The 26,584-nt window shown below is 66.9% G+C and carries 22 protein-coding genes; 15 read left to right on the forward strand and 7 right to left on the reverse strand.

What is annotated here, in order from left to right; all coding sequences use genetic code 11:
- Nucleotides 1-30 precede the first annotated feature (30 nt).
- Entirely contained in the window at nucleotides 31-1,815 is a 1,785-nt protein-coding gene (locus ACSJJU_RS08260; RefSeq protein WP_435914876.1) for a methyl-accepting chemotaxis protein, read from the forward strand.
- Nucleotides 1,816-2,000: 185 nt separating this feature from the next.
- Here ACSJJU_RS08260 and rnd read toward each other — a convergent pair whose 3' ends face one another.
- Entirely contained in the window at nucleotides 2,001-3,167 is a 1,167-nt protein-coding gene (gene rnd / locus ACSJJU_RS08265) for a ribonuclease D (RefSeq protein ID WP_435914877.1), read from the reverse strand.
- Nucleotides 3,168-3,267: 100 nt separating this feature from the next.
- On the opposite strand from rnd, the gene aspS reads away from it, so the two are divergent.
- From aspS to ACSJJU_RS08290, 5 genes are all read left to right on the forward strand, one after another.
- The gene (gene aspS / locus ACSJJU_RS08270) at nucleotides 3,268-5,040 is read left to right on the forward strand and encodes an aspartate--tRNA ligase (RefSeq protein ID WP_435914878.1); all 1,773 of its coding nucleotides are present in this window, start codon (nucleotides 3,268-3,270) and stop codon (nucleotides 5,038-5,040) included.
- 268 nt (nucleotides 5,041-5,308) lie between these two features.
- Nucleotides 5,309-6,808, forward strand: coding sequence for a glycerol kinase GlpK (glpK, locus tag ACSJJU_RS08275; RefSeq protein ID WP_435914879.1), 1,500 nt, complete (start codon nucleotides 5,309-5,311; stop codon nucleotides 6,806-6,808).
- A 60-nt stretch (nucleotides 6,809-6,868) separates the two neighbouring features.
- Nucleotides 6,869-7,144, forward strand: coding sequence for a hypothetical protein (locus tag ACSJJU_RS08280; RefSeq protein WP_435914880.1), 276 nt, complete (start codon nucleotides 6,869-6,871; stop codon nucleotides 7,142-7,144).
- Nucleotides 7,141-7,278 carry a hypothetical protein gene (locus ACSJJU_RS08285; protein ID WP_435914881.1) on the forward strand — a complete coding sequence of 46 codons (138 nt, stop codon included), beginning with the start codon at nucleotides 7,141-7,143 and terminating at the stop codon, nucleotides 7,276-7,278. Before ACSJJU_RS08280 ends, ACSJJU_RS08285 begins: the two co-directional genes overlap by 4 nt.
- 252 nt (nucleotides 7,279-7,530) lie before the next feature.
- Entirely contained in the window at nucleotides 7,531-9,096 is a 1,566-nt protein-coding gene (locus tag ACSJJU_RS08290; protein ID WP_435915080.1) for a peptide chain release factor 3, read from the forward strand.
- Nucleotides 9,097-9,180: 84 nt separating this feature from the next.
- Here ACSJJU_RS08290 and ACSJJU_RS08295 read toward each other — a convergent pair whose 3' ends face one another.
- Nucleotides 9,181-9,783, reverse strand: coding sequence for a GNAT family N-acetyltransferase (locus tag ACSJJU_RS08295; protein ID WP_435914882.1), 603 nt, complete (start codon nucleotides 9,781-9,783; stop codon nucleotides 9,181-9,183).
- Nucleotides 9,784-10,010: 227 nt separating this feature from the next.
- On the opposite strand from ACSJJU_RS08295, the gene ACSJJU_RS08300 reads away from it, so the two are divergent.
- Together ACSJJU_RS08300 and ACSJJU_RS08305 are read left to right on the forward strand one after the other, a co-directional pair.
- Entirely contained in the window at nucleotides 10,011-11,468 is a 1,458-nt protein-coding gene (locus tag ACSJJU_RS08300; protein WP_435914883.1) for a DcaP family trimeric outer membrane transporter, read from the forward strand.
- Between the two features lie 124 nt (nucleotides 11,469-11,592).
- The gene (locus ACSJJU_RS08305; protein WP_435914884.1) at nucleotides 11,593-12,447 is read left to right on the forward strand and encodes a universal stress protein; all 855 of its coding nucleotides are present in this window, start codon (nucleotides 11,593-11,595) and stop codon (nucleotides 12,445-12,447) included.
- Between the two features lie 7 nt (nucleotides 12,448-12,454).
- On the opposite strand, the gene ACSJJU_RS08310 is transcribed toward ACSJJU_RS08305, so the two are convergent.
- Nucleotides 12,455-13,096 carry a DUF2076 domain-containing protein gene (locus ACSJJU_RS08310; protein WP_435914885.1) on the reverse strand — a complete coding sequence of 214 codons (642 nt, stop codon included), beginning with the start codon at nucleotides 13,094-13,096 and terminating at the stop codon, nucleotides 12,455-12,457.
- A gap of 185 nt (nucleotides 13,097-13,281) precedes the next feature.
- The gene (gene hmpA / locus ACSJJU_RS08315) at nucleotides 13,282-14,487 is read right to left on the reverse strand and encodes an NO-inducible flavohemoprotein (RefSeq protein WP_435914886.1); all 1,206 of its coding nucleotides are present in this window, start codon (nucleotides 14,485-14,487) and stop codon (nucleotides 13,282-13,284) included.
- Between the two features lie 241 nt (nucleotides 14,488-14,728).
- Between hmpA and ACSJJU_RS08320 the strand changes: the two genes are divergently transcribed.
- Entirely contained in the window at nucleotides 14,729-15,184 is a 456-nt protein-coding gene (locus ACSJJU_RS08320) for an Rrf2 family transcriptional regulator (protein WP_435914887.1), read from the forward strand.
- Between the two features lie 87 nt (nucleotides 15,185-15,271).
- Here the strand turns inward: ACSJJU_RS08320 and ACSJJU_RS08325 are convergent, their stop codons facing one another.
- Nucleotides 15,272-15,508: a hypothetical protein gene (locus ACSJJU_RS08325; RefSeq protein WP_435914888.1), complete on the reverse strand. Its 237-nt coding sequence runs from the start codon at nucleotides 15,506-15,508 to the stop codon at nucleotides 15,272-15,274.
- Nucleotides 15,509-15,630: 122 nt separating this feature from the next.
- Complete coding sequence (locus tag ACSJJU_RS08330; protein ID WP_435914889.1) at nucleotides 15,631-15,840, reverse strand: cold-shock protein; 210 nt, start codon at nucleotides 15,838-15,840, stop codon at nucleotides 15,631-15,633.
- 360 nt (nucleotides 15,841-16,200) lie between these two features.
- Between ACSJJU_RS08330 and ACSJJU_RS08335 the strand changes: the two genes are divergently transcribed.
- Nucleotides 16,201-17,265, forward strand: coding sequence for an acyltransferase family protein (locus tag ACSJJU_RS08335; protein WP_435914890.1), 1,065 nt, complete (start codon nucleotides 16,201-16,203; stop codon nucleotides 17,263-17,265).
- A 104-nt stretch (nucleotides 17,266-17,369) separates the two neighbouring features.
- Here ACSJJU_RS08335 and ACSJJU_RS08340 read toward each other — a convergent pair whose 3' ends face one another.
- The gene (locus ACSJJU_RS08340; RefSeq protein ID WP_435914891.1) at nucleotides 17,370-17,984 is read right to left on the reverse strand and encodes a TetR/AcrR family transcriptional regulator; all 615 of its coding nucleotides are present in this window, start codon (nucleotides 17,982-17,984) and stop codon (nucleotides 17,370-17,372) included.
- Between the two features lie 183 nt (nucleotides 17,985-18,167).
- Here ACSJJU_RS08340 and ACSJJU_RS08345 point away from each other — a divergent pair, with 183 nt between their 5' ends.
- From ACSJJU_RS08345 to floR, 5 genes are all read left to right on the forward strand, one after another.
- Nucleotides 18,168-20,276 carry a TonB-dependent receptor gene (locus ACSJJU_RS08345; RefSeq protein WP_435914892.1) on the forward strand — a complete coding sequence of 703 codons (2,109 nt, stop codon included), beginning with the start codon at nucleotides 18,168-18,170 and terminating at the stop codon, nucleotides 20,274-20,276.
- A gap of 16 nt (nucleotides 20,277-20,292) precedes the next feature.
- On the forward strand, nucleotides 20,293-22,659 hold the full coding sequence (locus tag ACSJJU_RS08350) for a DPP IV N-terminal domain-containing protein (protein ID WP_435914893.1): 2,367 nt from the start codon (nucleotides 20,293-20,295) through the stop codon (nucleotides 22,657-22,659).
- The gene (locus tag ACSJJU_RS08355) at nucleotides 22,656-24,923 is read left to right on the forward strand and encodes a DUF885 family protein (protein ID WP_435914894.1); all 2,268 of its coding nucleotides are present in this window, start codon (nucleotides 22,656-22,658) and stop codon (nucleotides 24,921-24,923) included. The genes ACSJJU_RS08350 and ACSJJU_RS08355 overlap by 4 nt, the downstream gene beginning before the upstream one ends.
- Entirely contained in the window at nucleotides 24,920-25,117 is a 198-nt protein-coding gene (locus ACSJJU_RS08360; protein WP_435914895.1) for a hypothetical protein, read from the forward strand. Before ACSJJU_RS08355 ends, ACSJJU_RS08360 begins: the two co-directional genes overlap by 4 nt.
- Before the next feature lie 212 nt (nucleotides 25,118-25,329).
- On the forward strand, nucleotides 25,330-26,544 hold the full coding sequence (gene floR / locus ACSJJU_RS08365) for a chloramphenicol/florfenicol efflux MFS transporter FloR (RefSeq protein ID WP_435914896.1): 1,215 nt from the start codon (nucleotides 25,330-25,332) through the stop codon (nucleotides 26,542-26,544).
- Nucleotides 26,545-26,584: the final 40 nt, after the last annotated feature.

Raw genomic sequence — 26,584 nt, forward strand, 5'->3', positions numbered from 1 at the left:
ATGTGATCCGCCTGAGTCTGGGAGCAGACGATGTTGTTCAATTACCTCAACAGGATAAAAATCCTCTACAAGATGCTGGCGCCGCTGGCTCTCAGCGGCATCGTCGCTGTTGCGGTGACGGTGTTCTCGATCATCAACATGGGTGAGGTGTCCGACACCTACTCCCGGATGCTCGAGCGCCAGTCGCGGATGCTGACCTCTGCCGCACTGGCCGATTCGCAGCGGGCGGACACGTCGAGTCTCGCCTTCAACCTGATCGCTGACGACAATGCTGAGAACATCCAGAAGCGCACCGACGAGCTGAAGGAAGTCCGCGCCCGGTTCCTCAAGAACGTCGATCAGGCGCTGAACCTCAGCGACCAGAAGGAGTCGATCGAGGCGCTCAAGGACTTCCGCCAGCGCTACGTGACCGCGTTCGACATTCTGGAGGCCGTCTCGGTTTCGGCGCTGAAGCACGACAACGCGACCGCTCTGGCGATCATGTATGAAGAGTTCCAGCCGGAGATGGAGAGCCTGACGAAGGACATGAACGCCTTCATCGCGGCCCACGACAAGGCGCTGAGCGACGAGCGCGCGGTCCTCGCCCAGCGGGATGCGAGCACCCGCGAGGTCATCGTCGTCGTTCTCGGCATCAGCACCCTGCTGTCGCTGGCCGCCGGCTTCGTCCTCACCCGTGGCGGCGTCATCAAGCCGCTGGGCGAACTGACCAAGGCCACCAGCGAGCTGGCCGATGGCCGTCTCGACACGGAAGTGCCGCTCACCAACCGGGGCGACGAGCTGGGCGATGTGGCCCGCGCGCTCCTGGTGCTGCGCGAGAACTCCCGCGCCGCCGAGAAGCTGCGCGCCGAGCAGGAGGAAGCGGAGAAGCGCCAGCGCGAGGCCGAGGAGCGTCACCGCGCCGAGGAAGCGGCCCGTCTCGAGGAAGAGCGCAAGCGCGAGGCCGCCGAAGCGGCTGCCAAGGCCGCCCGGGCCAGCGCCATGGAAGCGGCGATCGCCGAGTTCGAAAGCACGATCAACGCCATCATCGCCTCCTTCAGCGAAGCGGCGGAGAAGGTGCGCGTCAGCTCCGAGGACATGACCCGCACGGCGCAGGACAACACCCGTCAGGCCGGAACCGTCGCGACCGCCGCCGAGCAGGCTGCCGCCAACGTGCAGATGGTCGCCGCCGCCGGCGAGGAGCTGGCCAGCTCGGTTGACGAGATCCGGCGCCAGACCATGCAGGCCAAGGCCGTGGCGGACAAGGCCGTGCAGGAAGCCCGCGACACCGACGCCAAGGTGCAGGGCCTGGTGGACGGCGCCCGCCAGATCGGCCAGGTGGTGGACCTCATCAACCAGATCGCCGAGCAGACCAACCTGCTGGCGCTCAACGCCACCATCGAGGCGGCCCGCGCGGGCGATGCGGGCCGGGGCTTCGCGGTCGTGGCGAGCGAGGTGAAGTCGCTGGCCAACCAGACCACCCAGGCCACCAACGACATCGCGGCCCAGATCGCGCTGATCCAGTCGGCGACCGAGGAGTCGGTGGCGGCCATCCGCTCGATCGCCGGCACCATCGGCGAGATCAACGAGATCTCCGTCGGCATCTCGGTGGCGGTGGAGCAGCAGAGCGCCTCGACGCAGGAGATTGCCCGCAACGTGCAGCAGGTGGCGCACGGCACGCAGGAAGTCTCCCGCAACATCGGCGGCATCAGCGGCGGCATCGAGCAGACCGGCCACAACGCCCAGGAAGTGCTCAATGCGGCCGACGCCCTCAGCCAGCAGGCGGAGGAGCTGCGGGTGCAGGTGAACCGCTTCCTCACCCAGGTCCGCGCCGCGTAAGCCGCGCCCTCGGGAGAGGAAAGTCAAAAGACCCCGGCCGGGCAACCGGCCGGGGTCTTTGCTTGTCCAGGGTGGTTTGATGGCGGGAGGGGCTCGCCCTTCAGGGAAGGGCGCGGCCCGGTCAACGAAAGGGCGCGCGGGGGTCCGGGACCCCGCAGGATCAGACTTCCTGAAAAACCAGCCGGTTACGCCGGTTCAACCTCGTGCAGGTTGAGCTTGCCGTCGCGCACGGAGAAGGCGAGCCGCCCCTCGACCATGGCGAGCGCATCCTTGCCGAAGTGGTTGTATCGCCAGCCGGAGAGGATGGCGAGGCCGTCCCGCTGGCCGGAGGCGAGGGCTTCCAGCTCGTCGGACCGGCAGACCAGCTTGGGGGCGATGCCCCATTCCTCGCAGCGGATCTTGAGCAGCAGCTTGAGCAGGTCGGCGATGAGCGACGCCTGGCGGCCCAGTGCGGTCATGCGCTCGCGGGCGGGGATTTCCTCCTTCGGCATGGGCGGGGCGTTCTCCAGCACCGCCAGCAGGCGCGCACCGATATCGTTGCTGCCCCAGCTTGCGGGCAGGCCGCGCACGCGGGCGAGCGAGGCCTGATCGCGCGGCGGGTGCAGGGCGAGATCGATGAGGGTTTCGTCCTTCACCAGGCGGTTGCGCGGCAGGTTCTTGCCCTGGGCCTCGCGTTCGCGCCAGGCGGCCAGCGCCTTGAGGCGGCCCAGCACGTCCGCATTGCGGTTGGGCAGCTTCATGCGCCGCCACATCTGCTCGGGATCGCAGGTGTAGCTGGCCGGGTCCATGAGCCGGGCCATTTCCTCGTCCAGCCATTCGCCGCGGCCGGTTTCCTTCAGCCGCTCAAGCAGCCTGGGGAAGGCCTCGATCAGATAGGTCACGTCGCCGATGGCGTAGTCGAGCTGGCGCTGTTCGAGGGGGCGGCGGCTCCAGTCGGTGAAGCGCGCGCCCTTGTTGATGTGGACGCCGAGCGTCTGCTCGACCAGCTGCTGGTAGCCCACCTGCTCGCCGAAACCCAGCGCCATGCCCGCGATCTGGGTGTCGAACAGCGGGGAGGGGACCCGGCCGGTGAGGCCGTAGAAGATCTCCAGATCCTGCCCGCCGGCGTGGACCACCTTCAGCACCGCCTCGTTGGCGAGGAGGGCGAACAGCGGCTCCAGCGACAGGCGCGGGGCCTTGGGGTCGATGATGGCGGCCTCCTCGGGACTCGCCACCTGGATGAGGCAGAGATCGGGATAGTAGCTGTTCTCGCGCATGAACTCGGTGTCCAGCGCGACGAAAGGTTGGCGAGCCAGCCGGGCGCACAGTGCCGACAGGTCGTCCGTGGTCGTGATCAGTACATATTCGCTCATGGACACCGCTGTAGCAGCTTGCAGCGCCTTGACAAACGGGGCGTGAAGCTGTGTGTGTCCGCGATCCGAATTTTTTTCCGGTTACAACCGAGTTTTTGCCATGCACGCCTATCGCACCCATACCTGCGGAGAACTCCGCGAAGCCAATGTCGGCGAAACCGTCCGCCTGTCGGGCTGGGTCCACCGCAAGCGCGATCACGGCAACCTGCTGTTCATCGACCTGCGCGACCATTATGGCCTGACGCAGATCGTCGTTGATGTCGACTCGGCCGCGTTCAAGAACGCCGAGCACGTCCGCTCCGAATCGGTGATTCGCGTGGATGGCAAGGTGGTGGCCCGCACGCCCGAGACCATCAACGACAACCTGCCCACCGGCCGCATCGAGGTGAAGGCCGAGGTGGTCGACGTGCTCTCGGCCGCCGCCGAGCTGCCGATGCCGGTGTTCGGTGATGCGGAGTACCCGGAAGACATCCGTCTGCGCTACCGCTTCCTCGACCTGCGCCGCGAGCGGCTGCACAAGAACATCGTGCTGCGCTCCAACGTCATCGCGTCGTTGCGCCGCCGCATGATCGAGCAGGGCTTCCAGGAGTTCCAGACGCCGATCCTCACGGCCTCCAGCCCCGAGGGCGCGCGCGACTTCCTGGTGCCGAGCCGTCTGCACCCGGGCAAGTTCTACGCGCTGCCGCAGGCGCCGCAGATGTTCAAGCAGCTGCTGATGGTGGCGGGCTTCGACCGCTACTTCCAGATCGCGCCCTGCTTCCGCGACGAGGACGCCCGCGCCGACCGCAGCCCGGGCGAGTTCTACCAGCTCGACTTCGAGATGAGCTTCGTCACACAGGAAGACGTGTTCGCGGCCATCGAGCCGGTGCTCTACGGCGTGTTCGAGGAGTTCGCCAACGGCCGCACGGTCAGCCCGTATCCGTTCAAGCGCATTCCCTACAAGGAATCGATGCTGAAGTACGGCACCGACAAGCCGGACCTGCGCAACCCCATCGTCATTCATGACGTGACCGAAATCTTCCGGGGCTCGGGCTTCGGCATCTTCGCCCGCTCGATCGAGACCGGCGCGGTGGTGCGCGCCATCCCGGCACCGGAGGCGGGCCTGCGTCCGCGCTCCTTCTTCGACGGCACCAACGACTGGGCCCGTCAGGAAGGCTATGCGGGCCTTGGCTACATCAACTTCAAGGACGGCGTCGCCGGCGGCCCCATCGCCAAGAACATCGGCGAGGAGCGGGTTGCGCAGCTGGTGGCCCAGCTGGGCCTCGGCCCCAATGACGGCGTGTTCTTCGCCTGCGACAAGGAAGCCGGTGCTGCCAAGCTGGCGGGCCTTGCCCGCACCCGCATCGGCAACGAGCTGGGCCTGATCGACCCGAACCGGTTCGAGTTCTGCTGGATCATCGACTTCCCCATGTTCGAGTACGACGAGCAGGAGAAGAAGATCATCTTCTCGCACAACCCGTTCTCCATGCCGCAGGGCGAGATGGAGGCGCTGGAGACCAAGGACCCTCTGGAGATCTTGGCCTACCAGTACGACATCGTCTGCAACGGCATCGAGCTGTCCTCGGGCGCGATCCGGAACCACAAGCCGGAGATCATGTACAAGGCGTTCGAGATCGCCGGGTACTCGAAGGAGGACGTGGACTCCAAGTTCGGCGGCATGATCAACGCCTTCAAGCTGGGCGCGCCGCCCCACGGCGGCTCGGCGCCGGGCGTTGACCGCATCGTCATGCTGCTGGCGGACGAGCCGAACATCCGCGAGGTCATCGTCTTCCCGATGAACCAGAAGGCGGAAGACCTGATGATGAACGCGCCCTCGGAGGTGTCGCCGAAGCAGCTGCGCGAGCTGTCGATCCGGGTGGTCAAGCCCGAGTAGGACGCAGCCTCCCGCTTGCAGGCAAAATACAAAGCGCCCGGAAAACCAACCTTCCGGGCGCTTTCTTTGTCACGCGAACGCCAGCGCAACGCAACAGGCACTCCGATCGACACCGCTTGCATAGGTGCAGGCGGCTGCCTTCTGCGTGCAGCTTGCCGTGCCCGTACATCCTGCCCGGGAAGTGGTTAATATCGCGTAATCCAGACTTCAGGGCGGGGGGCCGCACGCGCCGTGTTGCTCCGTGCGCCGGTGCCGCTACATTGCCGTCATGACTGATCTGCTGCTCGCCCTCGACGAGGGCACGACGTCCACCCGCGCCATGGTGTTCGACCCGACCGGCAAGCCGGTGGCCAGCGCCGCGCGCCCGCTGACCCAGTTCTACCCGCAGCCGGGCCGGGTGGAGCACGACCCGGAGGAGATCTGGCGGGAAACCCTGGCCGCCGCGACGGAGGCCATCCGCACGGCGGGCGGGGCGGAGCGCATCGCCGCCATTGGCCTCACCAACCAGCGCGAGACCATCGTGTTCTGGGACCGGGCGACCGGCGCGCCGGTGGGCCCGGCCATCGTGTGGCAGGACCGGCGCACGGCGGACGACTGCGCGGCCCTTGAGCGGGAGGGCCACGGCCCGAGTGTGGCGTCGGCGACGGGCCTGCCGATCGATCCCTACTTCTCCGCCACCAAGATGGGCTGGGCGCTGAGGCACCGCCCCGCATTGCGGGACCTGCTGGGGGCAGGGCGGCTGGCGGCAGGGACGGTCGACAGCTACCTGATCTACCGCCTGACCGGCGGCCTCCACATCACCGATGCCACCAATGCCGCGCGCACCCTGCTGATGGACCTGAACACCTGCCAGTGGCGGGATGATCTGTGCGACCTGTTCGGCGTGCCGCGCAGCATTCTGCCGGAGATCACGGACAGCGCGGGGGCGCTCGGCGTCACCCGGGCGGCGCTGTTCGGCCGGGCTATCCCTGTCTGCGGCGTGGCGGGGGACCAGCAGGCCGCCGCCATCGGCCAGGCCTGCGTCGCGCCGGGCGCGGTGAAGGCCACCTACGGCACCGGCGGCTTCGTGCTCGCCCATGTGGGCGAGACGCCGCGCCTCTCCCGCAACCGCCTCTTGGCGACCCTTGCCTGGCGCATCGGCGGCAAGCCCGCCTATGCGCTGGAGGGCAGCATCTTCGTGGCGGGCAGCGCGGTCAAATGGCTGCGCGACCAGGTGGGGCTGGTGCTGGAGGCGGGGGAGACCGAGCGGCTGGCCCGCTCCGTCAGCTCGACCGAGGGCGTCTATCTGGTGCCTGCGTTCGTCGGGCTCGGTGCGCCCCACTGGCGGCCGGACGCGCGGGCGCTGCTGACGGGCCTCACCTTCGGGGCGACCCGCGCCCACATCGTCCGCGCCTGCCTGGAGGCCATGAGCTACCAGACCCATGACCTGATGACCGCCTTCCGTCAGGACGGGGTGGAGCCGCAGGTGGTGCGGATCGACGGCGGCATGGCGGTCAACGACTGGATGGCGCAGGATCTGGCGGACATGCTGGGCGTGACGGTGGAGCGCCCGGTCGTCACCGAGACGACGGCGCTGGGCGCGGCCATTCTGGCGGGCGTCGGCTGCGGGCTCCTCGGCGGCGTGGAGGAGGCGGGGCGGCTGTGGCACCGGGACCGCTGCTTCGCGCCGGGACTTGAAGAAGCTGCGCGCGCCGCTAGGTTGGCGGGCTGGCGCGCCGCCGTCGCCCAGGCGCTGGGCAGCACGCCGGGCTGCACGGGGGCGGCGTGATCCGGGCGCTTGCCGTCCGGCGCGTCAGAGCCGTGTCGCGTGCGTGAACAAGGGAATTGCATGAGCAGCTTCTGGTCCATTGCCCTGTCGGTGGCGGTCATCCTGTCCTTCGTCCTCATCGGCTTCGGCATCCGCCACGCCATGCGGCATCAGGGGCGGGAGCGGCTGCGCGGCATCCTGATGGTGGTGGCGGGGCTGGTCATTCTGGGCAACGTCTATCTCTACACCACCGCACCCGCGTCACCCCCTCCGCCGCCCGGGGCACCGGCGGCAGGCGAGGGCGGCTCCGCGAGCAACGAAGACCCTGTGGGCAACGAAAAGGACAACCGGTCATGAGCGTGCTGCTGAAGGCCTTCTTCGCCGCCATTCTGGCCATGGTGGCCCTGCTCGCCGCGGCCGAGATCTTCATTCCCTCGCTTGATGAGATGGCCGAGCAGCGCCAGGCCGCGCTGGAGGCCCGTCGCAACTGACGGCGCCCGTCCTATCTCCCTGAAAGGCAACGGGCGGTCATTCGGCCTGGATTCGCCCCGACTCGCACAGTCTTGCAAATTTCAGGCTGGCCATGGGCCGGACCGCGTGCTTTGAATGCGCGCAATTTAAATCCAAACCCGGACAACCTCGAACGAGTAGCAACTTCCGTGACCAGTTTCGACGACGATCAGACGGCGCCCCTGACCGCCGAAGCCGATGCAGCGACCCGCGCGTCCCAGCGCCCGCAGAACATCAGCAACCGGCGCACCTTCGCGATCATCGCGCACCCGGACGCCGGCAAGACCACCCTCACCGAAAAGCTGCTGCTGTTCGGTGGCGCGATCCGGCTTGCCGGTCAGGTGAAGGCGCGCGGCGAGCGCCGCCGCGCCCGCTCGGACTGGATGGAGATCGAGAAGAACCGCGGCATCTCCGTCACCTCCTCGGTGATGACCTTCGAGCGCGGCGGGATCACCTTCAACCTGCTCGACACGCCGGGCCACGAGGACTTCTCGGAGGACACCTACCGCACGCTGACGGCGGTCGACAGCGCCGTGATGGTGATCGACGCGGCCAAGGGCATCGAGAGCCAGACCCGCAAGCTGCTGGAGGTCTGCCGCATCCGCAACATCCCGATCATCACCTTCGTCAACAAGATCGACCGCGAGTCCAAGAGCCCGTTCGAGCTGCTGGACGAGATCGAGAACACCCTGGCGCTGGACGTGACGCCCATGAACTGGCCTGTCGGTGCGGGCTCCACCTTCCACGGCGTCTACGACTTCCGGAAGAACGAATTCCTCACCTCCAGCCACGGCCGAGGCGGGGCCTATGACCAGTACCTGCCCATGTCCGGCATCGAGGACGCGGCGCTGGACCGGATGGTGCCCGCCGACGTGCTCGCCGAGTTCCGCGAGACCGCCGAACTGGCCATGTCCGCCTACCCGGAGCCGGACCGCGCGGCCTACCTCAACGGCGATCTGACGCCGGTGTTCTTCGGCTCGGCGCTGAAGGACTTCTCGGTGGAGCAGCTGCTGGACGCCATCGGCGCGCTGGCGCCGCCGCCGCGCAGCCAGCCCGCCGACACCCGCACGGTCGAGGCGAGCGAACCCAAGGTGACCGGCTTTGTCTTCAAGGTTCAGGCCAACATGGACCCGAACCACCGCGACCGCGTCGCCTTCTTCCGCCTGTGCTCGGGCCGGTTCCGGCGCGGCATGAAGCTGAAGCAGATCGGCACCGGCAAGCAGCTGGCGGTCAACAACCCCATCTTCTTCTTCGCGCAGGACCGCGAACTGGTGGAAGAGGCCATGCCGGGCGACATCATCGGCATCCCCAACCACGGCACGCTGCGGGTGGGCGACACGCTCACCGAAGGCGAGACGCTGCGCTTCACCGGCATTCCCAACTTCGCGCCGGACATCCTGCGCCGCGTGCGCCTGGGCGATCCGCTCAAGATCAAGTCCATGCGCCAGGCGCTCCAGGATCTCTCGGAGGAGGGCGTCATCCAGGTGTTCCGCCCGGCCATCGGCTCCAACTGGATCGTGGGCGTCGTCGGCGCGCTCCAGCTGGAGGTGCTCGCCTCCCGCGCGCTCGCCGAATACAAGGTGGAGATCGGCTTCGAGGAAAGCCCCTACGAGGTCGCCCGCTGGGTGACGAGCGACGACCCGCAGGCGCTGAAACGCTTCATGGAAGCCAACCGGTCCGACATGGCGGAAGACCGCGACGGCCACCCCGTGTTCATGGCCCGCAGCCAGTGGCGGCTCGACCGCGCCGCCGAGGAAAACAAGGACATCACCTTCAGCGCGTTCCGCGAACGCTCCTGAGGGTTGTGAAGGGCGTGGGGCCAATCAACGAACGAGGGTTTCCCACGGGGTTCCGCGACCTCCTTGGGGAGCCTTCCCGTCAGGTCATCGCGACAGCCGTTCGTACAGCACCGCCGGCGCGCCGTGGTATTCGGCGCGCGCGTAAGGGGTGAAGCCGGTTTTCTCCGCCACCCGCGCCGAGGCGTGGTTGTCCGGGTGGATCATGCAGACGAACCGCTGCGCGCCCAGATGGCGCTCGCCCCAGGCGAGGGCCGCCCGCACCGCTTCCGTGGCATAGCCCCGCCCGTGACAGGCGGGCGTCAATACCCAGCCCACCTCCGGCGCGGTGGAGAAGCCGAGATCGGCGGGGAGGGTGCGGCGGAAGTCTGACAGCCCGACGTCTCCCAGGAAGCACCCGGTCTCCTTTTCCTCCACCGCCCAGTAGCCGAAGCCCAGCAGGGTCCAGTGGCCCGCATAGCGCAGCAGCCGCTGCCAGCATTCCTCCGGCGTCTGCGGGCGGCCGCCGATGTAGCGGGTGACCGACTCATCCCCCCAGAGCGCCATGGACGCCACCCAGTCCGCCGCCCGGTGCGGGCGCAGGCGCAGGCGTTCGGTTTCGATCACGGCGGTTTCGATCACGGCGGTTTCGATAACCCCGGTTTCGATCAGGCCGGTATTCGTCCCGATACCCTCGCTCGCCTGTTTCATCGTCCTGCTCCCGGTTGCGCGGCTGCCCCGCACCACCATTCCCGACCCGATCGCAGGCGGCAAGGGCTCCTGTCCGTGCCTTGGCCGCAACGACGTCACGGAAAAAAAGGGGGGGCCCACCTCGCTTGGTAGTGAACCCAAGGGCGGCCGCTGCCGTTCAATCCCGCAGCGTAACACCCATGCGGGGCCGCGCCTCAGATCGGCCCTGCCGTCAGGAAGGGCCCGATATGACGAACAGGATCCGTCATCAAACTGTACTACTGGCCAGCGCCGCCTGTGTGGCGTTCTCGGGGCTGCCTGCCCGGGCGCAGCAGACGACGGACCGAACCCAGATGCTTGAGGAGAGGGTGCGTCAGCTGGAGGACGCGCTGCGGGAGGTGCGGCAGGAGCTGGACGCCACCCGGCGCGAGGCGTCGGCTGCGGCCCAGGCTCAGCCCCCGGCCGCGTCCGCCAGCACGGCGGTGGCCGTAGCCCCCGCCGAGCCGGCCGTGCCGCCCGTACCGGCAACCGAATCCGTCGGCGCCCGGCAGTCCGCCCAGGCCCAGCCGCCCGGGGCCGGTTTCCGCATCGGGGACACCACCTTCCGCATCAGCGGCTTCATCAAGGCCGACACCCTGATCTCCAGCTACAGCAACGGCGATACGGCGACCAATTCGCTCGGGCGGGACTTCTACCTGCCGCACTACATCCCGACCAACGGAGCGAAGGGCGAGGGGGCGGACTTCGACGCCCACACCAAGCAGACCCGCATCATCCTCAGCACCGAAACCCCGGTCGGCGACAAGACCCTGACCGCCCACATCGAATCGGACTTCCAGACCTCGCCCGGCACCCAGGGGTCGGAGCGCACCACCAACGGCTACAACCTCGCGCTGCGCCGCGCCTTCATCGGCTACGGCGCGTGGACCATGGGCCAGGACTGGAGCAACTTCCAGAACGCCACCGTGCTCCCCGAGGCGGCCGACTTCGTGGGCGTGACCGAAGGCACGGTCTTCATCCGGCAGATGCAGGTGCGCTATAGCCACAAGCTCTCCGACGTGCTCTCGGTCTCCGTGGCCCTCGAGAACCCGGAGACCTCGAGCGTGACGCCGTTCTCCTCCGCGCTGGTGGAAAACGACGACGACCACCTGCCGGACGCAACGGTCAAGTTCACCTACGCGCCCTCGTTCGGCCAGTTCACCCTCGCCGGGCTGGTGCGCCAGCTGTCCGTCAACACTCCCGATGACAAGGCGCGGGCGTTCAGCTGGGGTATCTCGGGCGCGGGCCGCATTCCCTTCGGCCGGAACGACGCCTTCGACGTGCGCTTCATGCTGACCTACGGCGACGGCATCAGCCGCTATGTGGGCTTCAACTTCGCGCCCGATGTGATCACCGTGATCGGCCCGGATGGCACCACCGACCTCGAGAAGGTGAAGGTGCTGGCCGGCTTCCTTGCCTTCCATGTGAGCTTCACGGACAAGCTGCGCTCGAACCTCATGGGCTCGTTCCAGGACGTGAACTACCCGTCCGGAATCGCACCGGGCACGGCCAACGAACAGGCGCACAGCATCGCGGTCAACCTGTTCTATTCCCCGATCCGGCTGCTCGATCTGGGCATCGAATACCGTTACGCGCAGCTCAAATTGCTGAACGGGGACAAGGGCTCGCTCAACCGCCTGCATCTGGTGGCCAAGCACGCCTTCTGACGGGGGACAAGGGGATACCCCCCAGTCATGCGCCAACCGTAACGTTGGATATATGACCGGCCGGGGCCTATAATGGCCTCCGGCCGGACGGGCTGGACCCTTTTGCCGTGCGGGGACTGACACTATGCAAAAGATCATCGCGTGCATTGACGGGTCAGTTTACGGCCCAAGCGTGTGCGACCACGCCGCCTGGGCAGCGGCCCGGCTCCAGCTTCCGGTCGAGCTTGTCCAGGTGGTCCAGCGGCAGTTCGAGAACATCGCCTACGCCGACTTCTCCAGCGGCATGGGGATGGGCGGTCAGGACCGGCTGCTCCAGGAACTGGCGGTGCTGGACGAACAGCGCAACCAGATGCTGGTGCAGCGGGGAACGGTGGTGTTGCAGGAGGCCGAGGCCCGCCTGAAGGGGCAGGGCATTGCGCAGGTCACCACCCGCTGCCGCCACGGCAGCCTCGTCGAGGCGGTCGCGGCGCTGGAGGAGCAGGCCGATCTGATCGTCATCGGCAAGCGGGGCGAGGCGGCGGACTTCGACAAGATGCATCTCGGAAGCAGCGTGGAGCGCATCGTGCGGGCGATGCACCGGCCCGTGCTCGTCACCTCGCGCGCGTTCCGGCCGATCGAGCGGGTGCTGGTCGCCTACGACGGCGCCGCCAGCACACGCCGCGCTGTCGAGGCGCTGTGCAACAATCCGCTGCTGGCCGGGCTCGACTGGCACGTGGTGATGGTGGCGGGCCCGAGCCCCGCCGCCGAGGGGCATCTGGAGTGGGCGCGGGAGCGCCTCAATGCAACGGGCCGTCCCTATACGCTGGAGCGCCTGCCGGGCGAGGCGGAGACCGTCCTGTGCGATTATGTGCGCACCCGGGAGATCAACCTCCTCGTCATGGGGGCCTACGGCCACTCCCGCATCCGCCAGCTGATCGTCGGCAGCACGACGACCCAGATGATCCGCACCTGCCTGATCCCGGTGCTGCTCTACCGCTGAGCCGGGCTCAGAACTCGTCGAAATCGAAACCGCCGCCGGGGAATTCCTCGCCGCCGAAGTCGCTGTCGCCCACGCAGGGATCCGCGCTGGCCTTGGGGTCAGCGCCGGCGCTCGGGGCAGGGCCGGAGCCCGCCGCCGCGCCCGTCTCCGTCATGGCGTCATTGCCATTGATGCTTGAGCCCATGAAGGCATCGGCAATGAAGCCCGCAACCATCATGCCGCCGGCCACGCCCATGGCCGTCTGCGCCGCGCCCGCCAGAAAGCTGCCGCCCGGCGGATGGGTGCGCACGCCGGTGCCGTAGCCATAGCGGCGGACCCCGCCGGGGGAGACCCAGGCCCCGGCCCGGTAGGTCTGGTGCGGGGAGGAGCGGTGACGGTGCTCCCGCCCGCCGGACAGGCCGGAGAGAAACCCTCCGCCGCCCCGGCTGTACAGCTCCCGCTCCAGCTCGATCATGCGCGACTGCGCCACCTCCAGCGCCTGTTCCTGGGCAATGACAGTCTGGGCGAGATAGTAGGCGGCGGCGGGCCGGGCGCGGAGCCGGTCCGCGATCAGCTGCTCGGCCTCCCGGTCCCGGGGCGGCGACTGCCCCTCCACCTGACGCAACCGGGCAAACAGGCTGTCGATGACCTGACGTTCGTGGTCGTTCATGGCGCACCCCCGCTTGTGGTGGAAGCATCACGCCAAGGAGCGCAGGGCAGGCAGGCCGGTTCCGCCGCACGCCGCAACCGCCGCAGCCGGGCTGGCGCGGGCGCAAAAAGAAGGGCGGCCGGGGGCCGCCCTCAGGATCGGGGATGAGGGAGCTGTCAGCAAGACGACTCCGGACTGTGGACGCCTCAGGCTGCCAGCAGTTCGTCGGCCGGGCCGAAGAACTCGTAGTGGATGCGATCCGCGCCCACGCCCAGCCGTCCAAGCGCCTCTATCATGGCCCGCATGAATGGCTTGGGACCGCAGAGGTAATAGTCTGCCTCCGCAAACGGCGTGTTTTCGGCGAGCCAGGCCCCGGTGATGCGGCCGGTTGCGTCATGGCCGTCATCCTCCGCCCGGGGCGCCTCATAGAAGACGCTGACCCGGCCGCGCGGGAGACGCGACGCCACGGCGCGAGCATGCGCGCCAAAGGCGTGGGTGCTGCCGTCCAGCGTGCCGTGGACGAAGTGGACGTCCGTCTCCCACCCGCCGGCGGCCGCGGCCTCCAGCATGGAGACCATCGGCGTCAGGCCAACGCCGCCCGACAGCAGCACCACCGGGCGGGAGGGCGTGCCCTCGAGCCAGAAGTCGCCCGCGGGCGGGGAGACCTTGAGCACCGTGCCGGGCTTCACCTGATCGTGCATCCAGCGGGAGGCAAGGCCGTGGGGCTCGCGCTTCACCGAGATCCGGTAGGTCGCGTCATTGGGGGCGCAAGAGATGCTGTAATTGCGCTTGGTGGCGGGCTGGCCCGGGATATCGAGCCAGAAGGTGAGGTACTGGCCCGGCTTGTGCGGCACGACCTTGCCGCCATCCTGAGGGCGAAGCAGGAAGGAGGTGATGACCGCGCTCTCGGGGCGCACGTCCTCGACCACGAACGGCCGCCAGCCGGTCCAGCCGCCCTCGGCTTCCGCATTCTGCCGGTAGAGCGCGGCCTCGCGGGTGATGAGGATGTCGGCGAGGAACCAGTAGGCCTCGCCCCAGGCGGCGAGGATCTCGTCGGTCGCCGCGTCGCCCAGCACCTCCTTGATCGCGCCGAGCAGGGCCTCGGCCACGTAAGGATAGTGCTCGGGCAGGATCTGCAAGCCCACATGCTTCTGGGCGATGCGCTCCACCGCCGCCGTCAGCGCGCCCAGATTGTCGATGTTGGCGCCGTAGGCCAGAATCGCCATGGCCAGCGCCCGCTGCTGGGGCGCGTCGCCGCTGTGATGGGACTGGTTGAACAGATCCCGGATGGCCGGGTTGCGGAACATGCGGGCGTACATGGTCCGCACGATTTCGGCCCCGTGCGTCTGCAACGCCGGCACGGTGGCCTTCACCAGCGCAATCGTGTTCGGGGAGAGCGTTTTCGTCGCCATTTCCATCTCCAGTTTTTGGCCCCCTCAGGGCACGCCGCTCGAACGCGGAGGCGAGGGCGGGGCCGTATGTCCCCGGGGCCGTCAGCGCCGCAGCGCTGTCCGGCCGTGGGCTCGCCTCAATCATGTATTTTTCATACATGTATTAAGGCCGGTGGTATCAGGCAACGCAAAATCCTATATGCGTACATTATGTCACGGCTGGTATCGCCAGCCTGTCAGGGCCAGCGTCTCAGGAGGGGCCATGCGGTTCACGCGCTACACCGACTATGCCATGCGGGTGCTGCTCTACCTCGGCGGGCGGCCGGATGCGCTGTGCTCGGTCCCTGAAATCGCAAAGGCTTACGGTGTCTCGCAGAACCACCTGATGAAGGTGGTGCATGACCTCGGCAAGGCCGGGTACGTGACCAGCGTGCGCGGGCGTTTCGGCGGCATCCGGCTGGCGCGTCCGGCGGAGGAGATCAACGTGGGCGCGGTGGTGCGCCAGACGGAAGAGGGGTTCGATCTGGTGGACTGCGGCACGTGCGTGATTGCGCCGGCCTGCGGGTTCACCGGCGTGCTGCACGAGGCGCTGGGCGCGTTCATGGCGGTGCTGGACCGCTATACGCTGGCGGATCTGGTGACCAGCAAGGCGGATCTTGCCCGCCTGTTCCTGGGCAGCGCGTCGAAAGGGGCCACAGAACGGGCCACGGATCGGTAAGGACCGGCCGGGAAGACCGCCGTGTGATGGCGGCGCCTTGGGGGCGCCTTGGGGGAGCCTTGGGGAAGCCTCGGCGGCCTGAACGCGTCAGCGGCTCCGGGCGGGCTTGCGGGCGCGGGATTTGGGGGCGGGTTCGGCCGCAGCCGCCGCCAGTGCGCGGGCTTCCTGTTCCAGCCGGGCTGCGCGCAGCCGTTCGGTCTTGGCGCGGCTGCGCTCCGTTTCCGACTGGATGATTTCGCGGGCCGTCCGGTCCGTAATCTCTGCCCGGGTCTCGCTGCGCGAGGGGGTCGGGCGGAACAGGGTGTCCTTGGTGAGAGCGGTCATGGGATCGGCTCCTTTCGTGTCGTCAAAGGGCAGAAACAAAAAGGCCGGGCAATGACCCGGCCTTCCCGTTTTTCCGTCAATCCGCGCCAGTACATCCGTGGTCGCGGATCGGGAAGGATGGCTTACGCGGCCACCAGGTTCTCGGCGGCGCTTCGGCCCGAGCGATTGTCCCGCACGATCTCGAAGCTGACCTTCTGGCCCTCGGTGAGGGTGTGCAGGCCGGAACGTTCCACTGCGGTGATGTGAACAAACACATCCTGCGCGCCGTTTTCCGGCTGAATGAAGCCGAAACCCTTGGTGGAGTTGAAAAACTTGACGGTACCAATGGTCATGACGATTTTCCTTTCAAATCGTTCAGAGAAAAATGCCTGCCGGGAAAAATACCCAGCAAACTGTGCAGTCGATTTTGAAGGGAAGATTGTCGGGCGGCTTTGCGCCGGACCACTGCCTGAATAATCAAGATCGATAGATCCTATATAAGGACATTTTCGGATTTAGCAAGGACACCTTGAAAAATAATTTCCCAACTGCCTGTTTTTCAATGTCCGGACTCGTCTGGATCCCGTTTTTTTCAGGCATCCGGCGCCTGTTTTTTTAGTGCCCGGTGCCTGTTTTTTTTTCAGGCGTCCGGGCGTCAAACCCTTCTTAATCAAAAGGGATTAGATTCCAGTCCCTATGCTGACGGGGGCCTCATGGCTGACGCAAACCGCATCGAATGGCTGAATCTCGGCAAGGCGATCTCGATCCTGCTGGTCGTCGTCTACCATGCGCGCCATTCGGCCTATCTGATCGACTGGCACCATGCGGACCAGATCGGCCCGGTGTGGGAAGCGGCGGGCGATCTCCTCCGGCCGCTGCGCATGCCGTTCTTCTTCCTGATGTCCGGCCTGCTGGCGGCCCCGTCGCTCGGCCAGCCGTGGGAGAGGGTGCGCCTCAAGCGGGTCTATCGCCCGTTCTACCTCTATGCCCTGTGGGCGGCCATCCTGATGCTGCTCATCCCGGCCTTTCCCCGGCTCGGCCCACTTGACGGCGGCCTCGCGTTCAAGCTCGTGCTCATCCTCTGCGGGAGCACCGTGGCCTGGTATCTGTATGCGCTCGGCCTGTTCTACCTGTTCTGCCGGGCAACGGACAGGCTGGACGCCAGGCTCGTCGCTGCCCTGGCGCTGGGGATTGCGGTTCTTGCCGCCGGTCTTGAGGGCCGGATCAACGACTTCCTGTTCTCGATGATGCGCTGCCTGGTCTTCTTTGCCGTCGGTGCGCGCTTCCGCCAGCCGATCCTCGACTGGGCGGCCCGGGCCAGCTGGCCGCGGCTTTGCGGTCTGGCCGCAGCGGCGGCGGGCCTGTTCGCCGCGTCCGACGCCATCGGGCTCCCCACCAATCCGGTGCTGGACAGTGCCGCTGTCATGCCGGGCATCACCGCCACGGTGCTTGTCGCCCGGGGCCTCGCGTTCGCCCGGACGCTGGGCAACAGCCTGTCGAGCCGCACCCTGCCGATCTACCTGCTGCACTTTCCGCTGGTCGCCGCACTGCCGCCCGTCGCTGACAGCCTGCTGCCGGAGGTGGTGTTGGGGAGCATGCTGGCCGGGCTGCTGTTCCCTCTGGTCCTGTCCGCCATTGCCGTCATGGCGTCACTGGGGCTCTACGCTGCGGCCCTGAAATGCGGCGGCCGGTGGCTGTTCGACCTTCCCGGCCTGGCCCGCGCCGGGTCGGACCGCAACCTGCCGGCCCCGCGCGGCGGCAGGCGCCTCCGTGCCTGAAGGAGAGGAAACGGTTTCAGGCCGGAGGACGCCGCCGCGATGCAGGACCGGCCGGGAAAGGCCCTGCACCGGCGAAGGCCATGGCGCGGGCAGTGGCAGGCAAATCACGGCAACGCTGGTTCGGAGGCCTCGTTATCCGGCTTTGCGGGTTGCGCCACGAGGCCGGCGGTGACGCCCAGTGCGGTTGTCAGGGCGTTGACCACCTTTTCGCGCGGGAGATCCCGGTCGCACGCCACCTGGTAGCCGGCGCCTGCGATGATCTGCATGTGCATTTCGGTCGTGTTTTCCAGCCCAAAGGGCAGGGTGATGAACCCTTTCTCCGCCAGGTGCCGGAGGCAGGAAGCAAGGCGTTCCCGGTAGAGAAGATAGACGGTCGACAAGCCCTCGGGATTGCGCTCCATGACCGAGACCTCGGCCGCGAACTGGAGGGACAACCGGAACCGCTTCTGCTCGCGCTCGGACCATTCATAAGGGATCAGGCCGACAAGGGAGGCGATGTAGTCATCCCAGGTTTCGGGGAGCGGCGCCGACTTGTGCTCGCGGTGGTCCAGCTCACAGGCCGCGACGACAATCTCCTCCTTCGTCGCGAAGTGGGTGTAGATCGCCCCCATGGACACACCTGCGGCTTTGCAGATGTCCCGCAGGGACGTGTCATAGACTCCCTTTTCGAGAAGGACCTGAAGCGCAGCACGGGCGATCATCTCCCGCTGTGCACGCATATAGGCTGCGTCCCGCTTTGGCATGTTTCCCCCGTTTCATCCATGCCCGTCGCATGAGTCCATACAATGATTCTGTATTGGATTCTGTATTGCAAAAAATAAAAAGCGAGCGCAAGCTCTTTTTATGGACTCAGGGAGGGAGTTATGCGCGCAAGAACATTTCAACTGCTATGCACCTGCGCAATGACATTGCCCGGCGCACCTGGCGCTCACGCTGCCGCGACCGACGACGCAACCGGTGACATCTCCATCAGTGAAATCGTCGTGACGGCCCAGAAGCGGGAGCAGAAGCTCATCGACGTGCCCATCGCGGTCACGGCCATCGGGGAAGAAGAGCTGGCCAGTCGTGGCGCGACGGCGATCGAGGACCTGCAATATTCGGTTCCCGGCATGTCGATCACCCAGTTCTCGCCCGGCCAGCAGCGGATCCAGCTTCGCGGCATCTCGGTCTTTGGTGGCCTGCCCACGGTCGGCATCTATCTCGACGAACTGGCGCTCAACACCGAGATGAACCAGTTGGGTCAGGATGTCCGGCTTCTCGACATGCAACGCATCGAAGTGCTGCGGGGTCCGGGCGGCACCCTTTATGGACAGGGCGCCATGGGCGGCACGGTCCGCTACATCACCAATCCTGTGGACCTCAATGCCATCGGCGGTTCGGCGAACGGCGAAGTCGGGTTCGTCGACGGCGGCGCCACGGACTGGAAACTGGAAGGCGCGGCCAACGTCCCGCTCGTTACCGACAAGGTGGGCGTGCGGCTTGCAGGCGCATATCAGAACTTCGGCGGCTGGGTCGATAACCCGGTGCTGGGTGACAAGAACGTCAACGACGGTCATGCGCTGACGCTGCGCGGCAAGGTACGGTTCAACCTGTCGGACGCCTTTGACGTGACGCTGATGGCCCAGCATCAGGAGCTGAAGCTCGGCGCGATGAACCTCGCGGACGACGACGGCAACGTCGGCGACCGGCTGCCGACCCCGAACCGATCCAGGGTAACGCTCCTGAATGCGCTTGCGACGTACGACTTCGGCGAGATCACGCTGCTGAGTTCGACCGGCCACATCAAGCGCAAGGACAGGCAGGTGAGCGACATGTCCAATGTGTTCCTGCCGGTTTTCGAAACGCCGGCGCCGTTCGGCATGGGCTTTCCGCCGGGTACGTTCGAAAGCGTTGGCCTCACCAACGCCTTCGAGAACGAGATTTTCATGCAGGAAGTGCGCCTGACGGGCACGTCAGACCTGTTTGGCTGGACCATCGGCGGATTCTTCCGGGACTCGGACACGAGCGTCGTCACCGACGCCATTGTCACGCCCGATATTCTGCCTCCGTCCTTCGATCTCTATTCCGCTCGGGGAACCTATCCGGAAAACTCCAGATCCTGGGCGATCTTCGGTGAGGCCTACTACAAGGTCACGCCGGAGCTGACCGCAACTGTCGGTGGCCGCTACTTCGAGGACCGGCGTGTCCAGAACATCCAGAGCGCCCTGTTGGGGTCAGTCTCCCGTGATCGCGACCGCGACACGTTCCACTCGTTCAGCCCGCGCTTCAACCTGTCCTGGCAGCCGACGGACCAGGTCAACATCTACACCAACGTGGCGAAGGGCTTCCGGAGCGGCGGCTTCAACCGGACCTCGGCCGGGCTCGGGATTGTCGAGGTGCCGCCGTCATTCAAGCCGGAGACGCTGTGGAGTTACGAAGTCGGTGGCAAGTACCAGTCGATCGATCGCGCCTTCTCCGCCGAGGTCGCGGTATACCGCAACGAGTGGAAGGACGTGCAGTCGCTGGTGTTTGCGCCCGGCAGCCCGGTTCAGTTCACGGTGAACGGCGCCAAGCTGGCGGGCTGGGGTGTGGAAGGCGCTGTGCACTACGCGCCGGTTCCCGCTCTTGTCCTGTCGCTCACGGCCAGCTGGAACGGCATGGAATACCGCTCGACGACGGACGAGCACGTCCGGGGCGATCCGGCGGACTACGTCCCCGAATTCACCGGCTCGGCGTCGGCTGAATACCGGTTCGAGGCGGGCTCCATCCCCGGATACTTCCGGGTCGATTACCAGTACAGCGACTCTTTCCAGGTCTTCGTCCGCACCGCCCAGATCGTGCCGGCCAAGTCCGAGAAGCAGCACGTTCTCAACGCACGGCTCGGCTTCGAGGGCAACCGCTGGAATGCGGCGATTTTCGCCCGCAACATCCTCAACAAGGACAGCGAACTCTATCCGGCGTTCGGATCTCTTTTCTATCCGGCCCGGCTCCAGCCGCGCGTGATCGGCCTGTCGCTCGGCTTCCGTTACTGACGAGGGAGAGACATTCATGACTACGCTGGATTGGGCGAAGCGCCATGACTTCGCCCAAGCGGCCCTGCTCGCCGTAAACAAGACTGCCAACGGTGCCGTCATTCCCTTCTGGGTCGATGAAACCCGCTTCTGGTACGAGCGCCAGGGCGAGGAGGGGGCCGAGCTGTGCGTTGTCGATGCCCCCACGGGCGAGACCCGCAGCGTCGTGAAACGCGTGCGCATCGCCGAGGCACTCGCTGCCCATCTCGGCGCGCCGGTCGATCCCGAAGTGCTGATCCTGCACGACCCGCAGGTCGATCCGGACCGGCGCGTCGTCCGCTTCTCGGCGTTCGGCGCGGCGTATGAATATTGGTACGAGGAGGGCCGGCTCTCTCCCGCACAGAAGCGCAGCGACCCGACCTGGGTGCCATCGCCGGACGGAAAATCGGCCGCCATCCTGCGCAACCACAATCTCTGGCTGCGCGACCTGGAGACGGGGGAGGAGCGCCCCCTCACAACGGATGGCACCGAGACCTATTCCTATGGGGACGTGCCGTACTGCTTCCGCGACCTGCGCGGCCGCATCGGCGACACCGTGCCCGAGGTGATCTGGTCCCCGGACTCGCGCTGGCTGCTGACGCTTCAGACAGACGACCGCCAGGCGCCCGATCTGCCGGTCGTCGCGTTCGCCCCGGCAACCGGCGTGCGCCCGAGCGTCCGCCTGAACAAGACGAGCCTGCCCGGCGACCCGAAGGTCACCGAATTCCGCATGGTGGCCATCGAAGCGGCCACCGGGCGGCAAGTGGAGGCGCGCTATCCGCGCCTGCCCGCCGTGCGCATGAACATGACACCCCTTGGCACCGGCCTCGCATGGTGGGGCGCGGACAGCCGCACGGCCTATTTCGTGGACATCGAACGCGGTGAGCAGGCGGCGCATGTGGTCGCCTTCGACATTGCGACCGGGGCAGCGCGGGTGGTGTTCTCGGAGACGTCGTCCACCTATGTGGAGGTGGCCGTGAACGTCTACGGACCGGCGCTCATCCGGCCGCTTCCGGAGACGAACGAGCTGGTCTGGTACTCGGAGCGCAGCGGGCGGGGCCATTTCTACCTCTACGATCTCGCCACCGGCACCCTGAAGAACGCCGTGACAGCCGGTGACTGGCAGGTGCGGGATCTCTTCCACGTGGACCCCAGGCGCCGTGAGGTGTTCCTGCTGGCCGCCGGCATCGCGCCGAACGAGAACCCGTATGTGTGCAAGCCGTGCCTGGCCTCGCTCGATGGCGGCCCGGTGAAGATCCTGTCCGACAAGGCGGGCGACCACCGCCTGTGGCGGGCGGGCGACATGTCCTTGTTCCTGAAGCGGATGGAAGGGCTCGACCCCAGCCGCGTCTGCGCGCTTTCCCCCGGCGGCGACTATTTCGTCGAAACCGTCGGCAGCGTGGATGGATTGCCGGTCACCTATCTCAGGGATCGCAAGGGGTGCGAGATCGCGCTGCTGGAGAAGGCCACGGCGGATCTGCCAGAAGGCTGGCAGTGGCCGGAGCCGGTGCGCTGCAAGGCCGCGGACGGCGTGACCGACACCTACGGCCTGCTGTTCAAGCCGCTCGGCTATGAGCCGGACGGGCGCTATCCCATCATCGACCTCATCTATGGCGGCCCCCAGATAAGCCATGTGCCCCATGGCAGTTTCGCCGACGGCAACCTGCTGCGCGCCCAGACCTTCCTTGAGGCGATGCATCTCTCGGCGCTCGGCGCTTTTGTCCTGGTCCTCGACGGGCGCGGCACGGCCGAACGCGAGCAGGCCTTCCGGACGGCCTCCTATCGCGCCGCACACACGGCCTCGAACATCGAGGATCACGTTGCCGCCATTCGCCAGCTGGCGAAAACGCGGCCGCAGATCGATGTCGACCGCGCCGGGGTCACCGGATTTTCCGGCGGCGGCTACATGACGGCCCATGCCGCCTTGCGCTTTGGGGATTTCTTCAAGGTGGCCGTGGCGGGCGGCGGCAACTACGACCAGGCCTTGTTCTGGCACACCTGGAGCGAGCGCTACCACGGTGCGTTCGACGCGGACCACTATGCGGTTCAGGCCGCCAAGACCTACGCCGAGGGCATGACCGGCAAACTCATGCTGGTGCATGGCCTGATGGACGAGGGATGCCATCCGGCAGGTCTGTTCCAGCTCGTGCAGGCCCTGATCGACGCCAACAAGGATCCCGACCTCGTCCTGATTCCCCGGGCATACCATGAATGGACGGGGTACGGCATGCGCCGCCGCTGGGATTACTTCATCACCTACCTGATCGGTTCGACGCCGCCGCAGAGCAAGCCGTTCACAACGGTCCTCGACCTGGTCCGCAGGAGGGCGGAAGCGAATGCAATCGCTCCGCAGCCAGTCCAATGAAAGCCATCATCGCAGAAGAGTTCCACCCCGCCATGGCCAGCGACACGCCACGGGTGCGGATCATCACCGACGCCGGCGATCTTGTGGTCGAGCTCTACCCCGAGCGTGCCCCGGCGACCGTCGCCGCGTTCCTCGAACAGGTGGATGCGGGCGCCTACAACGGCGGCAGCTTCCAGCGCACCGTCCGGCATGACAACGACCGCGGCTTTCCCCGCATCGATGTGGTGCAGGCCTATGCCGCCGCGTCCGCCGGGCCGCTGGTGATGGTCGAGCACGAATCCACGGCGGAGACGGGGCTCGCTCATCTCGACGGCACCCTGTCGCTTGCGCGCCAGGATGGCGGGCTGGCCTCTCCCCAGACGTTCTTCATCAGCATCGGGCAGCAACCGGCTCTCGATGCGGGCGGCGGGCGGACAAAGGACGGGCTGGGCTTTGCCGCCTTCGGCCGGGTGATCGAAGGCATGGCGGTGGTGCGGGCCATCTCCATCCGCAAGACGACGGACGAAGCGCCGGTGGCGTATGTGAGAGGCCAGTTGCTGGCAGAGCCGGTCATGATCTACCGGGCGGCGCGGGAACCGGGCACACCCCGGGCCCTGCTGCAGGCACTTGCGGACGACTACTGGGCCTTCCGGCTCCGCGAATTTCCCACCGAGGCGACGGCCACCGGCATCCGGTCCGAGAACCGCCGCCTGGAGGGCGTCCGGGAGGAAGACCATGCGCGGCGCGCCCGCCTGTGCGAGGCCATGCTGGCACGGGCATACGCCATCGAGACGGATGGCCTGTCGATGGACGACCGCGCCACCCTCGGGCTGCTGATCGGCCAGCTGGAGATGATCGTCACGGCCTACCGGCTGGACACCCGCTTCATCCCCCAGCTTTTCCCGTTCGGCTTTTTCGACGTGCCCGACCTGCTGGCACAGCAGAGCCCGCTCGAGACCGCCCAAGACCTTGAGGACTTTGCCGCGCGCATGGTGGCGCTTCCCGCCTATCTCGCCGACAACCTCGCCATGCTGGACGCGGCGTTCGCGCGCGGCTTCCGCATCTCCCGTGTGCTGTTGCCGCGTATCCTGACCATGCTCGATGCCCACCTGTCCGACAGCGGCGTGCGCTCCCGCATCGGCGCGCGGCTCGAGGCGGCCGTGGCCGCTGCGCCGGAGGGATCGCTCGCCGCCCATCGCGACCGGATCCTGAAGATCCTCGATACGCAGATGCTGCCGGCGCTGCGCTCGGTTCGGGAGACGTTTGCGGGCCTTGATCCCGCCCTGCTGACGGACAGCGTCTCCGTCCTCGACCAGCCGAACGGCGAGGCGTTCTACTGCCACAAGGTGCGTGAGCAGACCTCGCTCGACATCGGACCCGATTCCGTCCACGCCATCGGCCTTGAGGAAGTGGCGCGCATCAACGCCGAGCTGGACGCCGTGCTGGAGAAGATGGGGCGGGCAGGGGAGCGCGCCGCCGTCGCCGCCGAGCTGGACAAAAGGCTCGCGGCCGATGCGGATACCTTGCTGGCATACGTCCGCGCCGTCACCAAGCGCATCGACGGGCGTCTGCCGCGCCTGTTCGGACGGCTCCCGCGCACCACCTATGGCGTCGAGCCGTTATCCGTGGAGGCCTCGCACGCGCTGCCGCCAGCCATGGCGCAGCCGGCGCCGGCGGACCGGTCCATGCCGGGCATCTTCTGGCTGACGGCCCTGCCGGAGAAATGCCCGCTGCATCTTGTGGTGCCGCTGGCGCTGCACGAGGCCTGGCCCGGGCATCTGATGCAGATGTCCATCGCCCACGAACTCGACCACCTGCCGGATTTCCGGCGCTACGGCTGGTCCCACTACAACGGCTACATCGAAGGCTGGGCCCTCTACTGCGAGCGGCTGGGGCACGACCTCGGCCTCTATGACGACCCGGCCGACCAGTTCGGCCTGCTCACCTTCGAGCTGTGGCGCGCCGTCCGGCTCGTGGTTGACACCGGCCTGCACTGGAAGCGGTGGAGCCGGGAGGAGGCCATCGCCTACATGGCCGCCAACACCTTCCTTCCCCGCGCCACCATCGAAAGCGAGGTGGATCGGTACATCGGCATGCCCGCGCAGGCGCTCAGCTACAAGCTGGGAGAACGCGCGATCGTCCGGCTCCGGGAGATGGCGGCGGCGAGGCTGAAGGATCGCTTCTCCCTGCGCGAATTTCACGACGTGATCCTCTCGCAGGGGCCTGTCTCCCTGATGGTGCTCGCGGCCTCCGTGCACCGCTGGATCGAAAGCGGATCCGAATGACGGCAACAGCGACAACAGCACGCCCGCACGATCCGGCCACGGAAACCGACGCTGTGGTCAATGGCGGATGGTTCACGCTGTGGGTGGCCATCACGCTGGTGTCCGTTCCCTCCTGGATCGGGGGGGGTGCCCTGTTCGCGCTGGCGGAAACGCCGTTCGTCCGGCTCGTCGGGCAGGTGAGGGCCGCCGCCTGACCCGGCCCGTCTGTCGACTTTTCCGTCCGGATGCTGTAGGGTCCGCCGCTCACTCCGGAAACGTCAGGAGAACCTCATGGGAGCTGGCAAGTCCGCAGACAGGTAAGCCGCAACAGCAGGCATTGTTGTTGCGGCGCTCTGTAAAGCCAATCCCTTCTGATTGCTGACAAGCAGACGCCGTTTGGTTCATTCCGATCGAGCGGTGGTTTGTTATGACCGTTTCACGCCCTTCGTGGGCCTATTCCTTGCCGGCAGCGCTGCTGCTGTTGGCTCCCTTTGATATCCTCGCGTCTCTGGCGATGGATATCTATCTCCCGGTTGTTCCGGCGATGCCGGGCATTCTGAAGACCACGCCGTCCGTCATTCAGCTCACGTTGAGCCTCTACATGGTGATGCTCGGCGTGGGGCAGGTGGTGTTCGGGCCCCTGTCCGATCGCATTGGACGGCGGCCGGTTCTGCTTGCAGGCGGAACGGTGTTTGTCGTTGCGTCTCTCGGCGCAGCCTCGTCGTCCGATGCCACGACCTTTGTCGCGTTCCGGGTTCTGCAAGCGGTCGGTGCGTCGGCCGCGCTGGTCGCGGTGTTTGCGACGGTTCGCGACGTCTATGCGAACCGGTCCGAAGGCTCCGTCATCTATGGCCTCCTCAGTTCGATGCTGGCCTTCGTCCCGGCCCTTGGCCCTGTCGCGGGCGCATTGCTCGCCGATCAATTCGGGTGGCGGCTGATCTTCGTCACCCTGGCGGCGCTGGCGCTGCCGGCTCTCGCGAATGCGGGCATGCGGTGGCATGAAACCCGGCCGTTGAACGCAGCGGCGGTGTGTCGATCCGGACTGCCGGTCCTCTCGAGCCCGGCATTCTGGGTTTACACGCTCGCCTTCAGCGCCGGGATGGGGACGTTCTTTGTCTTCTTCTCCACGTCCCCCCGCGTCCTCATAGGGCAGGCGGGCTATTCGGAATTCGGCTTCAGCCTGGCCTTTTCCACGGTCGCTGTGGTGATGATCCTCACCGCCCGCGGCGCCAAGGCGTTTGTCGCGCGATGGGGCATTGCCGGATGCGTGGCGCGCGGGATGGCGCTGCTGGTCTCTGGCGCTGTCCTGCTGGCCGCTGGCGAACTCTCCGGTTCGCCAGCGTTCCTGACCTTCATCGTGCCGATGTGGGTCATGGCAACCGGCATCGTCTTGACCGTGTCCGTCACCGCCAACGGTGCGCTTGCAGGGTTTGACGATGTGGCAGGATCAGCGGTTGCGTTCTACTTCTGCATCCAGAGCCTGATCGTCAGCATTGCCGGGACTCTGGCGATCACGCTGCTGAACGGTGACTCCGCGTGGCCGATTGTCTGTTACGCCACGACGATGGCCGCGCTGGTCTCGGCGGGGTTGATGCACCTCAGGTCCCGGCGTGTTTGCGGGTCCGGCTCGCCCGGCGCCTGATCCTGACCCGCGCCCGGCAGCCTGACCGGCCGACAGGGGC

Origin of the sequence: Pedomonas sp. V897, from assembly GCF_051304405.1 — a bacterium.
GTDB lineage: Bacteria > Pseudomonadota > Alphaproteobacteria > Sphingomonadales > Sphingomonadaceae > Pedomonas.